The following is a 13,132-nucleotide window of genomic DNA, read 5'->3' on the forward strand; positions in this document are numbered from 1 at the left end:
ATCACTCGCGGGCGCGGCGCCGGACGGCGAGTCCGAGTACCGCGAGGGCGATCACCCCGGCGGCCACGCCCGCACCCGCGATCGGCCATGCCGCGGACGACGTCTCGTCCGCGGCATCGTCGTCCGCGGGCACGAACAGCTCGGTCGCACCGCGACGGATCCGGATCGGCGGGTTCTCCGCCGCTGTCGCACCGCGCTCGGACGCCGTGAGCAGATCGCCCTCGGTGGTGAAGGCGACTGCTTCGCCCTGCGGTTCGTCCGGTACCGGGATCCGGAAGCGAGGGCCTGCGACCAGGGCGGCCGCGAGATCGCCGTCGGGCACGTGGAACAGGTACACGTCGGTGTAGGTGCGTACTGCGGCGACCGTCCCGTCGGCGCTGACGGCACCGCCGGTGATCATCGAGGAGGACGCACCGGGAACGGGTCCGCCGGGAGTGTCCGACGGCCCGAGTGCGAGCGACCCGACCTTCTCGAGGGCGGCCGGTCCCGGGACGGGGAGGTCGCCGATCGTGAGTCCGCGTGCGGGCCGGTACACGGTGCTCGACCCGAACAGCGCCTTGGTCACGATCACCGGTTCACCCGTGGCCGAGACGAGTACGGTCTCGGCGTCGCGAGGACCGTCGGGATAGGTCAGGCGGTGCAGGTCGCCCTGCCCGGTCTCGGGGTCGAGGGAGATGAGCGCGATCGTCTCGCGGACACCGGTATTGTCGCCGAGGTCGCCGAGCCACAACCGGCCGTCGGGGCCCGCAGCGAGATCCTCGACGTCGTACGGATCGACAGGAGTCGGAATCCGTTGCCGCACAGAGCATTCGTCGTCGAGTTCGAGGATGCGCTCGTCCCCCCCGGCATCCGGCGTCGCGAACAACCGTCCGTCGATCGCTGCGAGGCCGGACAGTTCGGCCAGCGCGGGATCGCCGGGGGTGCACAGGACCTCGTTCGGGAGGTCGGCGACCGGAATCCCCCCGTCCTGCGCACCGGCATGCGCCACCGGCACGAACGCCGTGACGGCAGCGACCAGCGCCGCCCGGCGCACGACCGGCATCAGGCCGCGAAGTCGACCAATGCCGACGCCAGCGCCGCCGGCACCTTCGCATGCACCCGCGTACCGTCCACCTCGTGCGCGGACGACAGGATCTGACCGTCGGAGTGGATGCGCGCGAGCAGGTCGCCGCGGGTGTACGGCAGGAGCAGCTTCACCTCGACGTCGGGATCCTCGAGCAGGGCCGCCAGCCCGGCCTGCAGTTCGTCGACGCCTTCCCCGGTGTGTGCGGAGACGAACACCGCGCCGGGGATCGCACCGCGCAACTGGGTCAGGGTGACCGGATCGGCGGCGTCGATCTTGTTGACGACGATCAGTTCGGGCGGCGGCGGCGCATCCGATTCGCGCAGCACCTCGGTGACGACCTCGCGCACCGCCTTGATCTGCTCGGTGGGCATCGGGTCGGAACCGTCGACGACGTGGAGCAGCACGTCTGCGTCGGCGACCTCCTCGAGGGTCGACCGGAACGCCTCGACCAACTGGGTCGGGAGGTGCCGGACGAAACCGACGGTGTCGGTGAGCACGTACTCGCGGCCGTCGGGCAGCGCCGACCGGCGGGTCGTCGGGTCGAGGGTGGCGAACAGCGCGTTCTGCACCAGGACACCGGAACCGGTGAGCGTGTTGAGCAGGCTCGACTTACCGGCGTTGGTGTATCCCACGATCGCGACGGACGGGATCTTGTTGCGCAGACGCCGGGTACGCTTGGTGTCGCGCGCGGCCTTCATCGCCTTGATCTCGCGACGGAGCTTGGCCATCCGCTCGCGGATCCGGCGACGGTCGGTCTCGATCTTCGTCTCACCGGGACCACGCAGGCCCACACCGCCGTTGCTGCCGGCACGACCACCGGCCTGCCGCGACATCGACTCGCCCCAGCCGCGCAGACGCGGGAGCATGTACTCCATCTGCGCGAGGGAGACCTGTGCCTTGCCCTCGCGCGAGGTGGCGTGCTGGGCGAAGATGTCGAGGATCAGCGCGGTCCGGTCGATGACCTTGACCTTGACGACCTTCTCCAGGGCGGTGAGCTGGGCGGGAGTGAGTTCACCGTCGCAGATCACCGTGTCGGCGCCGGTGGACAGGACGATCTGCCGGAGCTCCTCGGCCTTGCCCGAACCGATGTAGGTCGAGGCGTCGGGCCGGTCGCGCCGCTGGACCAGGCCTTCGAGAACCTCCGATCCCGCGGTCTCGGCGAGCGCGGCGAGTTCGGCCAGGCTCGCTTCGGCCTGGGCGGCCGTTCCGCCGGTCCAGACACCGACCAGCACGACCCGCTCGAGGCGGAGCTGGCGATACTCGACCTCGGTGATGTCTTCGAGTTCGGTGGACAGTCCGGCCACACGCCGCAACGCGCTGCGGTCTTCGAGTTGCATCTCGCCGACGGACGGATCCTCGGCGGTCCAGCCTCCGGTCGCGTCGTACGCGGTCGAAGCGCTGTCGTCTGTGGTTGCGCGATACGGGCGCTCAGTGTTCGTCATACACCTCCATGGTGTCACGAAGCCCGAATCGGTGCATTCGAGTTTCTCCGCCCTTCGCCACCGGCGTCACCGGCCACCGACGTCAGTGCGGCGCCGACCACCAGGTCTCGTCGAGTTCACCCGTCGCGACCAGCACCGACGGCCCGCGCAGCCAGGCGCGACCGTCCTCGATCCGCACCTCGACCGACCCGCCGGGAATTCGCACCTGCACCGCACCGTCGGATGCTCCGTCGAAGCGCAGGGCCGCCGCGGCCGCGGCCACCGTGCCGGTTCCGCAGGAGCGGGTCTCCCCTACGCCGCGTTCGTGGACGCGCATGTGGACCGTTCCGGCCGTGATGGGGGTCAGGAACTCGATGTTGACCCCGTGGGGGAAGAAGCCGGGGTCGAAGCCGGGCGCGGTGAGGTCGAGACCGGCCAGGCTCGTCTCGTTCAGGTGCGGGTCGACGCACGCGAGGTGCGGGTTGCCGACGTCGATGCCGAGACCCGGATAGACCCGCCCGTCGATGGTCGCCGCCGACTCGCCCAGGCTGCGCACGGTCCCCATGTCCACGGTCACCTCGCCGAGGACCGGTGAGCTCTCGTGCACCGTGACGGGCTTGCCCCCCGCCCGGCTGCCGACGACGAACTCGCGGCGGCTCTCGAGTCCGCGCGCGGTGAGATAGTGCGCGAACACCCGCACCCCGTTGCCGCACATCTCGGCGATGGATCCGTCGCCGTTGCGGTAGTCCATGAACCAGTCGTCCGCACCGGTGCCCTCGGGCAGCTCGCCGAGCACCCCGGCCGAGACCAATGCGCCGGCCCGCGCCACCCGGAGCACACCGTCGGCACCGAGCCCACGGCGCCGGTCGCACAGAGCGGCGATCCGGCCGGCGTCGAGGTCCAGGCGGGCGTCGGGATCGGGAAGGATCACGAAGTCGTTCTCGGTTCCGTGCCCTTTGCTGAACTCCATGGGCGCTACCTTATCGGGCTGGTGAGGCCGGTGACGTCCGTGCGTCCCGCACCACCCGCAGGGCCGTCCCGCGCAGGTCGGGCTCGGCGCCGTCGAGCCAGTGGATGCGCGGATCGCGGCGGAACCACGAGCGCTGCCGCCGCACGTATCGCCGGGTCCCGATGAACGTCCGCTCGCGGGCGTGGGCAAGGTCGTATTCCCCGTCGATGGCCGCGAGGACCTGGGCGTAACCGATCGCGCGTCGCGCGGTGACCCCTTCGCGCAGTCCGACCTCGACGAGTCCGTGCACCTCGTCGACGAGACCGCGTTCGAACATCAGGTCGGTGCGCCGGGCGATGCGGTCGTCGAGTTCGGCGGTGGCACGGTCGACGCCCAGGATCACGCTGCCCCAGCGGGGCTCGCCGATCGTCGGCTGCGAGGCCGCGAACGGCTGCCCGGTCAGTTCGACGACTTCGAGCGCCCGGACCATCCGGCGGCCGTCGGTGGGCAGGATCGTCGCCGCGGCGGCGGGATCCGCGTGCTGCAGCGCCCGGTGGACCGCGGCGAGCCCCTCGGTGTCGAGCAGCGCCTCCCATTTCGCCCGGACCTGCGGATCCGTCGCCGGGAACTGCCATTCGTCGAGCAGCGCCTGCACGTACATCATCGATCCGCCGACCACGATCGGGACGCGACCGCGCCCCAGGATCGCTTCGACATCGGCGATCGCGGCCTGCTGGTAGCGGGCGACCGTCGCGGTCTCGGTGACGTCGAGGACGTCGAGCTGGTGGTGCGGGATGCCGCGACGCTCGTGCGGCGAGAGCTTCGCCGTCCCGATGTCCATGCCGCGGTACTGCTGCATCGCGTCGATGTTGACGATCTCGCCGCCGAGCGTCTCGGCGAGGTCCAATCCGAGATCGGACTTGCCCGTGGCGGTGGGGCCCACCACCGCGATCGGGACGAGTGCGGCGGCGGGGCCGGTACTTCCTGCGCTCACGGTGTCCAGATCCCTACGTGGTAGCCCACGCCGTAGGGCGCGGCGGAGTAGGTGACGGAGGCCGAGCGGGGCCGCTCGCCGAAGCTCGCCGCCAGCACGTGCCAGGCGGCGCGTCCAGCCAGTTCGATCTCCGCACACAGCTCGGCGTCGAGCGCCGCGAGGGCCGCCGGATCTCCGGCGGCGAGCGCGGCCGCCAGTGCCGCCTCGACCTCCTCGGACCGCGGGTCGTAGGCGCCGGGGGCCTTGGCAGTGAGGGTCGCGGCTCCGTCGGCGACGACGAGCAGGGCCCGCGGAAGGTCGTCACCGTCGAGATCCGCACGCAGGTCGCGGCCGAGATCCGCGCAGTGCGCGGCGTCCGCGTCGACGGCCACCACGTGGGTCGTCACCCGGGTGTGGGGCGCCGTGCGGTCGCGGATCCAGCCGGCCACGAGCGCCGTCAGAGCGAGCGTGGGATCGGGTTCGCCCGCGGCATCGGGGCCGAGCTGCACCGGGATGTCGGCACCGAAACCGCGGAAGGTTCCGCGCGCGGTGGACGGAACGGTCTGCTCGACCGGCTCGGCACCCACGACCACCCATTCCGCGGCCGCGGACAGCCTGCGACCGACCTCGAGGACCGCCTCGCGCAGATCGCCGGTCTCGGATGCGGCGAGACCGGTCAGCTCGGGTACGAGCAGCGGTGGGGACGGCACGAACGCCGCGGCGGTCAACACATCGGCAACCGTAGTCCACCGGACCCGGCGCCTCGTATCGACACGACCTGTTTCAATAGTGGGCGGACACGATCGCGGAGCCCCCGGGATCGACCTGCGGTAGACCCATGCGACCAGGCAGCCGTGCCGCGCGGCAGAGATGAGGTATCGATGAGCGACCCGAACGCACAGGACCGTACCGGCGAGACGGCGCAGGAGCGGACCCCGCGTCCCGGTCCCGCCACACCCCGAGCTCATGCTGCGACCCCCGGCCCCGCCCGCGGCGGTGACGGTTCCGCCACGGCACCCCCGAAGCCGCATCCGGTGGCGGCCCAGACGCACCCCCATGTCCCGACGTTGCCCGCGAGTGATCCGAGTCTGTTCGGTCGCGTCGACGAGGACGGCACCGCATGGGTCCGCACGAGCGAGGGCGAGCGGTGTATCGGATCGTGGCAGGCAGGCGACGCCGCCGAGGGCCTCGCCCATTTCGGCCGCCGCTACGACGATCTCGCCACCGAGGTGGCGATCCTCGAGACCCGGTTGACCTCCGGCACCGCCGACGTGAAGAAGACCCGCGCAGCCGCCGAGGCACTCGCCGAGTCGCTGCCCACCGCCTCGGTCATCGGCGACCTCGATGCGCTCGCCACCCGGCTCACCGCGATCATCGAGCATTCCGAAGAGGCTGCGGTCCTCGCCAAGCAGGAGAAGGAGAAGCGGCGCGCCGAGAGCACGGCCCGCAAGGAGTCCCTTGCGGCCGAAGCCGAGACGATCGCCGCCGAGTCCACCCAGTGGAAGGCCGCGGGCGACCGGCTGCGGGAGATCCTCGAGGAGTGGAAGACCATCCGCGGTGTCGACCGGAAGGTCGACGACGTGTTGTGGCGCCGCTACTCCAAGGCACGTGAGGCGTTCAACCGGCGTCGCGGAGCCCACTTCGCCGAACTCGATCGCGAGCGTGCCGCGGCGAAGAGCCGCAAGGAGGAACTCGTCGCTCGGGCGGAGGAACTGCAGAACTCCACCGACTGGGGTGCCACCGCCGGTGCCTTCCGCGACCTGCTCGCGGAGTGGAAGGCGGCCGGTCGCGCACCGAAGGACGCCGACGACCAGCTGTGGAAGCGGTTCAAGGGTGCCCAGGACGTCTTCTTCGCGGCGCGTAACGCCGCGAACGCCGAGCGGGACGCCGAGTTCGAGGAGAACGCCCGCGCGAAGGAAGCGCTTCTCGAGGCGGCCTCGTCGATCGACCCGGCGGCCGATCTCGAGGGTGCCCGGGCCCGCCTGCGCGAGTTGCAGGACCAGTGGGAGGCGATCGGCAAGGTGCCACGCGAGCGCATGCACGATCTCGAGGGCCGGTTGCGGGCCATCGAGAAGAAGGTGCGCGAGGCCGCCGATTCCGAGTGGCGGCGCACCGATCCCGAGGCGCTCGCCCGTGCGGCTCAGTTCCGGGAGCGGGTGCGTCAGTTCGAGGAGCAGGCCGCCAAGGCGACCGCGGCGGGCCGGGCGAAGGAGGCCGAGAAGGCCCTCGCACAGGCTGCGCAGTGGCGTGAGTGGGCCGACGCAGCCGAAGGCGCTGTCGGCGAGCGCTGACCTCGCGACGCCGTAACATCCGAAACGGACGATCCCCCTCTCCCGGCCGGGAAGGGGGATCGTCGTCTTCATGCGAGAGTCGTCAGGCCTCGGTGTCGTCGCGCATCAGGCGGGGCCGTTCGTGCAGGGCCGCGACCTTGCGCAATTCGGCCTCGGCCTCGAGCTGGGCGGAGGTCCGCGCCCAGACCACGCGGGCCCAGTGGAAGACGACGACCATGACGGCGAACCAGCCGATCACGAGACCGAAACCCGGTCCTGCGGCGGACGACTCGACGGGCAGGGTCTGGCGCGACCAGATCGCGAGCATGCCGAAGACGATGGTCACCGCCGAGCCGGCCAGGGACACCCATGCCAACGCCCACTTGCGGGTGACGAGGGCGAGGATCGAACCCAGACCCGCGAAGACCACTGCGAAACCCACGAACAGCCGCGACGGAAGACCGATCTCCTCGGTGGTCGCATCCGGTGCGAAGGACAGCACCTCCCATCCGTTGGCGGATCCGGCGTGGGGCAGGCTGAACGTCGCCAGCAGGATCAGGACCGCGATCGCGACGAACATCGCCCGGGCGCCCGGGTCGATGTCGCTCGCCACCTTCCGTTCGGCGGCTTCGAGTTGGGCTCGTACGTCACCGGTCGCGTGGTGATCGTGCGGCTTGTCGGTGGTCATGCGTTGCATCCCATCTGAGGCGGCAGCGGTTCCGGGACGCCGATGCTCGGCAGTCCGAGTCCGACACCGATCGGCGGTGTCTTGGGCAGCCGGCCCTGTTCGAAGTGGTCGCCCGCGCGTGTGCGGCGGTGCGTGAGGATCGGGGTGTCCGCGACGAGGTGATGCGGCGCGGCGTCGCTGACGACGATCGTGATGACGTCGCCGGGGCGCACCGCGGTGTCGATCGCACCCTCGGGACGGAAGTGCACGAGACGTCCGTCGCGGGCACGCCCGCTCATCCGGGCGGTCTCGGCGTTCTTGCGGCCCTCCCCCGCCGCGACGAGGAGCTCGACCTCGGTGCCGACGAGCGTGCGGTTCTCCTCGAGGGTGATGCGTTCCTGCAGCGCGATCAGGCGCTCGTACCGTTCCTGCACCACGGCCTTGGGGAGCTGACCGTCCATGTCGGCTGCGGGGGTGCCGGGGCGCTTCGAGTACTGGAAGGTGAACGCGCTGGTGAACCGCGCCTTCTCGACGACCTCGAGGGTCTGCTGGAAGTCCTCCTCGGTTTCGCCGGGGAAGCCGACGATGATGTCGGTGGTGATCGCGGCGTGCGGCATCGCGGCGCGGACCCGCTCGATGATGCCCAGGAAGCGTTCCTTGCGGTACGAGCGGCGCATGGCGCGCAGGATCCGGTCGCTGCCGGACTGCAACGGCATGTGCAGCTGCGGGCACACGTTCGGGGTCCGGGCCATCGCCTCGATGACGTCGTCGGTGAATTCCGCCGGGTGCGGGGACGTGAAGCGCACCCGCTCGAGGCCCTCGATGTCGCCGCACGCGCGCAGCAGCGCCGCGAAGGCACCCCGGTCGCGGGGCTGCTCGGGATCGGCGAAGGACCGGCCGTAGGAGTTGACGTTCTGGCCGAGCAGCGTCACCTCGAGCACGCCCTCGTCGACGAGCGCCTGCACTTCGGCGAGGATGTCGCCGGGACGCCGGTCGACCTCCTTGCCGCGCAGCGACGGCACGATGCAGAAGGTGCACGTGTTGTTGCAGCCGACGGAGATCGACACCCATCCGGCGTACGACGACTCGCGCTTGGCGGGCAGCGTCGACGGGAACGCCTCGAGAGCGTCGAGGATCTCGACCTCGGCGCGGCGGTTGTGCCGCGCCCGTTCGAGCAGCGCGGGAAGATTGCCGATGTTGTGCGTGCCGAAGACCACGTCGACCCAGGGCGCCTTCTTCACGACCGTGTCGCGGTCCTTCTGGGCGAGGCAGCCGCCGACGGCGATCTGCATGTCGGGGTTGTCGTCCTTGACCGGGCGCAGATGACTCAGATTGCCGTACAGCTTGTTGTCGGCGTTCTCCCGCACCGCGCACGTGTTGAACACGACCAGATCGGGTGACGTGCCGGCAGCGGCCTTGGCGAAGCCGGCGTCCTCCAGCAACCCCGACAGGCGCTCGGAATCGTGTACGTTCATCTGGCAGCCGTAGGTGCGGACCTCGTAGGTCCGGGCACCGGTACGGGGGGCTTCTTCGTCGATCAGTGACACGTCTCAGGGTATCTCACCTCGACCGGTCCCCTTTCCACGCACCGACCCCACGAGCCCCGTCGACCTGTCCGTCACCGCTCGTGCCGGAGAAATCCCGTGACGCGTGCGTCGAAGGTGTCCCGAAATGCGAAGTCTCGGGCGCCGGACGGCATAGGGTCTGCAGATATGACATCAGCGGCAGCCGGAACGGATCGTCCGTCCGAGAAGTCGGACACCAGCTCGTCCATGATCTCCATGAACGGGGTGAACAAGCACTTCGGATCCCTGCACGTCCTGCAGGACATCAACCTCGAGATCCCCCGAGGACAGGTCGTCATCGTCGTCGGCCCGTCCGGTTCGGGGAAATCGACCCTCTGCCGCACCATCAACCGGCTCGAACCGATCGACACGGGTGAGATCCATGTGGACGGCACCCTGTTGCCGGAGGAGGGCCGGGCGCTGGCCCGTTTGCGTGCAGACGTCGGCATGGTGTTCCAGTCGTTCAACCTCTTCGCCCACAAGACGATCCTCCAGAACGTCATGCTCGGTCCCCTCAAGGTGCGCAGGATCAAGAAGGAACAGGCCCGCGAGTCGGCGATGGCGCTGCTCGACCGGGTCGGGATCGCCAACCAGGCCGACAAGTACCCGGCACAGCTGTCGGGCGGCCAGCAGCAGCGCGTCGCGATCGCGCGGGCCCTCGCGATGAACCCGAAGGTGATGCTGTTCGACGAGCCCACCTCCGCCCTCGACCCCGAGATGGTCCAGGAGGTCCTCGACGTGATGACCTCTCTCGCGAAGGAGGGCATGACGATGGTCGTGGTCACCCACGAGATGGGATTCGCCCGCAAGGCCGGCGACCGTGTGCTGTTCATGGCCGACGGCCGCATCGTCGAGGACACCGATCCCGAGACCTTCTTCACCGCACCGAAATCCGATCGCGCCAAGGACTTCCTCGGCAAGATCCTCAGTCACTGACCTTTCCGCATCCGACGGGCCGTCCGGCCCGTCGGACGTTGTTCCTGACGAACCGCACCGGAGGTATTCGATGAAACTGTCCCGCTCCATCCGCCTGGGTATCGGCGCCGTCGCCGTGGCAGTGGTCGCCACCGCGTGCGGTGGCGACGAGACGCGCAGTGTCTCGCAGTCCGCAGAGAACGGCACCCTGACGGTCGGTATCAAGTTCGACCAGCCGGGTCTCGGCCTGCGCAACCCGGACGGTTCGTTCAGCGGATTCGACGTCGAGGTCGCCAAGTACGTCGCCGGTCAGCTCGGTGTCTCCGAGGAGAACATCGAGTTCAAGGAAGCCCCGTCCGCGCAGCGCGAGACCCTCATCCAGAACGGCGAGGTCGACTACGTCGTCGCGACCTACTCGATCACCGATACCCGCAAGGAGAAGGTGGACTTCGCCGGCCCGTACTTCATCGCCGGGCAGTCGCTCCTGGTGCGCGCGGACGACACCGAGATCACCGGACCCGATTCGCTCAACGGCGGCAAGCGTCTGTGCTCGGTGGCGGGTTCGACCCCGGCCCAGAACGTGAAGGACAACTACGCACAGGACGTTCAGCTCCAGGAGTTCGACACCTATTCGCTGTGCGTCGAGGCGCTGCGCAACGGTGCGGTCGACGCGGTGACCACCGACGACATCATCCTCGCCGGTTACGCCGCGCAGAGCCCGGGTGACTTCAAGGTCGTCGGCGAGCCGTTCACCACCGAGCGCTACGGCATCGGTCTCGCCAAGGGCGACGACGAGTCCCGCAACGCGATCAACGACGCGATCCAGGAGATGATCGACAGCGGTGCGTGGGCGGCCGCATTCGAGGAGACGGTCGGCGCGTCGGGCTACCCCCTCCCCGAGCCCCCCGCCGTCGATCGCTACTGAGTGTCGATCGTTACCGCGTACGGGTTCCACCCGTCCCGTCCGCCGGTGCGGCCGGTCCGTGAGATCCCCACGGACCGGCCGGGCCGTTCCGGACTCCCACCCCGTCCCCTCGATCCCGGAGTGACCTGTGGATCTGTTGAGCAAGTACAGCAGCCAGCTACTCGACGCGTTCTGGACCACGATCCAGCTGACCGTCGTCTCGGCGATCGGCGCACTGATCCTCGGAACGATCCTCGCCGCGATGCGCGTGTCGCCCATCCCCGTGGCGCGCGCCGTCGGCACCGCCTACGTGACGATCTTCCGTAACACCCCGCTGACGCTGATCATCATCTTCTGCCTGTTCGGCCTGTCCCAGACGCTCGGCATCAAGCTGGCCTCCGAGTCGTCGCCGACCTTCCTGGTGGACAACAACTTCCGGCTCGCGGTGCTGGGCCTGATCGTGTATACGGCGGCCTTCGTGTGCGAGTCGCTCCGCTCCGGCATCAACACGGTCTCGCTCGGACAGTCGGAGGCCGGCCGCTCCCTCGGCCTGACCTTCGGTCAGAATCTGCGCCTGATCGTCCTCCCCCAGGCGTTCCGCGCCGTCATCGCCCCGCTCGGCTCGGTGCTCATCGCCTTGACCAAGAACTCGACGATCGCCTCCGTGATCGGCGTGTCCGAGGCCTCGCTGCTGATGAAGACGATGATCGAGAACGAAGCGGCCATCTTCGTCGTCGGTGGCATCTTCGCGCTCGGGTTCGTCATCCTCACCCTCCCCACCGGCCTGTTGTTCGGCCGGCTCAGCAAGCGATACGAGGTTGCCCGATGAGTGCACACGGAACAGTTCTCTACGACGCACCCGGGCCCCGCGCGAAGGCGATCTACCGGATCCTGTCGGTCGTCGTGGTCGCGCTCCTCCTCGTCGTCGGCTGGATCGTCTACCGCGCGCTCGACGCCAACGGACAGCTGACAGCGGCCAAGTGGGAGCCGTTCGTCGAATCCACCAGCTGGACGACCTATCTGCTGCCCGGCATCCGCGGCACGATCATCGCGGCCGTCGCATCGATCGTGCTGGCACTGATCCTCGGCACGGTGCTCGGCATCGCCCGCCTCTCCGATCACCGATGGGTCCGCGGGATCGCCGGCACGATCGTCGAGTTGTTCCGCGCCGTCCCGGTGCTGATCCTGATGATCTTCGCCTACCAGGTCTTCGCCGAGTACCGCGTCTTCAAGTCCGACTACCTCGCGCTCGCAGCGGTCATCACCGGTCTGACCCTGTACAACGGCTCGGTCATCGCCGAGATCGTGCGAGCGGGTATCAGGTCGCTCCCGCGCGGCCAGAGCGAAGCCGCCTACGCCATCGGCATGCGGAAGAACCAGCTCATGCGGCTGATCCTGCTGCCGCAGGCCGTGACGGTCATGCTCCCGGCGATCGTGTCGCAGATGGTGATCGCGCTCAAGGACTCTGCCCTCGGCTACCTCATCGGCTACGTCGAAGTGGTGCGTTCCGGACAGCAGCTCGGCGCGTTCTTCCAGAACTACCTGCCTGCGCTGCTGGTGGTCGCGGTGATCATGATCGTCCTCAACAGTGCGCTGACGCAGTTCGCGACCTGGCTCGAGAAGCGCCTGCGCTCCGGAAAACGCAAAAAGGGTGCCGTGGCGACCGAAGAGCCACAGACCCTACCGACGATGGCGGTGCCGGGCCTGGACATGACCGGCGAGAAACGCACGTAGTGTGCCCGACCGGCGAACGCCGGAAATAGTGTTTCAGTCGTGCGGGAGGTTGCTCGCGTCGGCACCGAAGGCCGCGAGTTCCTCCCGCACCACGTCGAACGCCATTCCCTGCGCGTAACCGCGCCGGGCCAGCATGCCGACCAGCCGCCGTACCAGCTTGTCGCGTTCGACCGCGATCTCGCGCCGATCGCCTTCGGTGGGCAGCGCCGGCTGGGTGCGGAGTTTCTTGCGAACCAGCTCCACCGCGCGTTCGCGCTCGTCGGCGGTGTCGATCTGCTCGAGGGCAGCCGCCGCATCGTCGGCGTCGATTCCTTTACGGCGCAGTTCGAGTGCGATCGCCCGCTTACCCTTCCCCGCATGCAGATGACGTGAACGCGCCCATTGGTCGGCGAAATCCGCGTCGTCGATCAACCCGACCTCGGTGAGGCGATCGAGGGCACGCTCGGCGACGTCGGACGCGAAACCCTTCTGCTCGAGCTTCGCCGCGAGCTCGGATCGACTGCGCGCGCGATCCGTCAGCAGACGCAGGCAGACATCCTTGGCCTGCGCCTCGGTACCGCCACCGGGCAGCTCCTGTTGGGTGCGAGCCGAGCGCCGCCGTCCGCGTCGTTCGGACCGTCTTTCGGGCCGTCGTTCCTCGGGGTCGTCCATGACGCGCACAGTAGCCG

13 protein-coding genes are annotated in these 13,132 nt (G+C 69.3%); 5 read left to right on the forward strand and 8 right to left on the reverse strand.

What is annotated here, in order from left to right; all coding sequences use genetic code 11:
- Position 1: 1 nt before the first annotated feature.
- From PV766_RS03030 to PV766_RS03050, 5 genes are all read right to left on the reverse strand, one after another.
- Positions 2-1,042 (reverse strand): hypothetical protein, encoded by a 1,041-nt coding sequence (locus tag PV766_RS03030; protein ID WP_064064520.1) that lies wholly within the window; start codon positions 1,040-1,042, stop codon positions 2-4.
- Positions 1,042-2,508 (reverse strand): GTPase HflX, encoded by a 1,467-nt coding sequence (gene hflX, locus PV766_RS03035; RefSeq protein ID WP_064064521.1) that lies wholly within the window; start codon positions 2,506-2,508, stop codon positions 1,042-1,044. Before hflX ends, PV766_RS03030 begins: the two co-directional genes overlap by 1 nt.
- A gap of 82 nt (positions 2,509-2,590) precedes the next feature.
- The gene (gene dapF, locus PV766_RS03040; RefSeq protein WP_064064522.1) at positions 2,591-3,457 is read right to left on the reverse strand and encodes a diaminopimelate epimerase; all 867 of its coding nucleotides are present in this window, start codon (positions 3,455-3,457) and stop codon (positions 2,591-2,593) included.
- A gap of 10 nt (positions 3,458-3,467) precedes the next feature.
- Positions 3,468-4,430: a tRNA (adenosine(37)-N6)-dimethylallyltransferase MiaA gene (miaA, locus tag PV766_RS03045; protein WP_064064523.1), complete on the reverse strand. Its 963-nt coding sequence runs from the start codon at positions 4,428-4,430 to the stop codon at positions 3,468-3,470.
- The gene (locus PV766_RS03050; protein ID WP_421096367.1) at positions 4,427-5,140 is read right to left on the reverse strand and encodes a hypothetical protein; all 714 of its coding nucleotides are present in this window, start codon (positions 5,138-5,140) and stop codon (positions 4,427-4,429) included. The genes miaA and PV766_RS03050 overlap by 4 nt, the downstream gene beginning before the upstream one ends.
- A 150-nt stretch (positions 5,141-5,290) precedes the next feature.
- Here PV766_RS03050 and PV766_RS03055 point away from each other — a divergent pair, with 150 nt between their 5' ends.
- Positions 5,291-6,700, forward strand: a complete 1,410-nt coding sequence (locus PV766_RS03055) for a DUF349 domain-containing protein (protein WP_421096368.1) — start codon at positions 5,291-5,293, stop codon at positions 6,698-6,700.
- Between the two features lie 82 nt (positions 6,701-6,782).
- Here the strand turns inward: PV766_RS03055 and PV766_RS03060 are convergent, their stop codons facing one another.
- Both PV766_RS03060 and miaB read right to left on the reverse strand, forming a co-directional pair.
- Entirely contained in the window at positions 6,783-7,376 is a 594-nt protein-coding gene (locus tag PV766_RS03060; protein ID WP_064065519.1) for a hypothetical protein, read from the reverse strand.
- Positions 7,364-8,893 (reverse strand): tRNA (N6-isopentenyl adenosine(37)-C2)-methylthiotransferase MiaB, encoded by a 1,530-nt coding sequence (miaB, locus tag PV766_RS03065; RefSeq protein ID WP_064065520.1) that lies wholly within the window; start codon positions 8,891-8,893, stop codon positions 7,364-7,366. The genes PV766_RS03060 and miaB overlap by 13 nt, the downstream gene beginning before the upstream one ends.
- A gap of 225 nt (positions 8,894-9,118) precedes the next feature.
- Here miaB and PV766_RS03070 point away from each other — a divergent pair, with 225 nt between their 5' ends.
- The 4 genes from PV766_RS03070 to PV766_RS03085 all read left to right on the forward strand — a co-directional run bounded on the left by PV766_RS03070 (position 9,119) and on the right by PV766_RS03085 (position 12,464).
- The gene (locus PV766_RS03070) at positions 9,119-9,847 is read left to right on the forward strand and encodes an amino acid ABC transporter ATP-binding protein (RefSeq protein WP_172506097.1); all 729 of its coding nucleotides are present in this window, start codon (positions 9,119-9,121) and stop codon (positions 9,845-9,847) included.
- Between the two features lie 70 nt (positions 9,848-9,917).
- On the forward strand, positions 9,918-10,751 hold the full coding sequence (locus tag PV766_RS03075; protein WP_064065522.1) for a glutamate ABC transporter substrate-binding protein: 834 nt from the start codon (positions 9,918-9,920) through the stop codon (positions 10,749-10,751).
- 127 nt (positions 10,752-10,878) lie between these two features.
- Positions 10,879-11,559: an amino acid ABC transporter permease gene (locus tag PV766_RS03080; RefSeq protein ID WP_016934961.1), complete on the forward strand. Its 681-nt coding sequence runs from the start codon at positions 10,879-10,881 to the stop codon at positions 11,557-11,559.
- Positions 11,556-12,464, forward strand: a complete 909-nt coding sequence (locus PV766_RS03085) for an amino acid ABC transporter permease (RefSeq protein WP_064065523.1) — start codon at positions 11,556-11,558, stop codon at positions 12,462-12,464. Before PV766_RS03080 ends, PV766_RS03085 begins: the two co-directional genes overlap by 4 nt.
- Positions 12,465-12,497: 33 nt before the next feature.
- Here PV766_RS03085 and PV766_RS03090 read toward each other — a convergent pair whose 3' ends face one another.
- On the reverse strand, positions 12,498-13,115 hold the full coding sequence (locus PV766_RS03090) for a regulatory protein RecX (protein ID WP_421096369.1): 618 nt from the start codon (positions 13,113-13,115) through the stop codon (positions 12,498-12,500).
- Between the last annotated feature and the right edge of the window lie 17 nt (positions 13,116-13,132).

Origin of the sequence: Rhodococcus sp. As11, from assembly GCF_048957735.1 — a bacterium.
GTDB lineage: Bacteria > Actinomycetota > Actinomycetes > Mycobacteriales > Mycobacteriaceae > Rhodococcus > Rhodococcus gordoniae.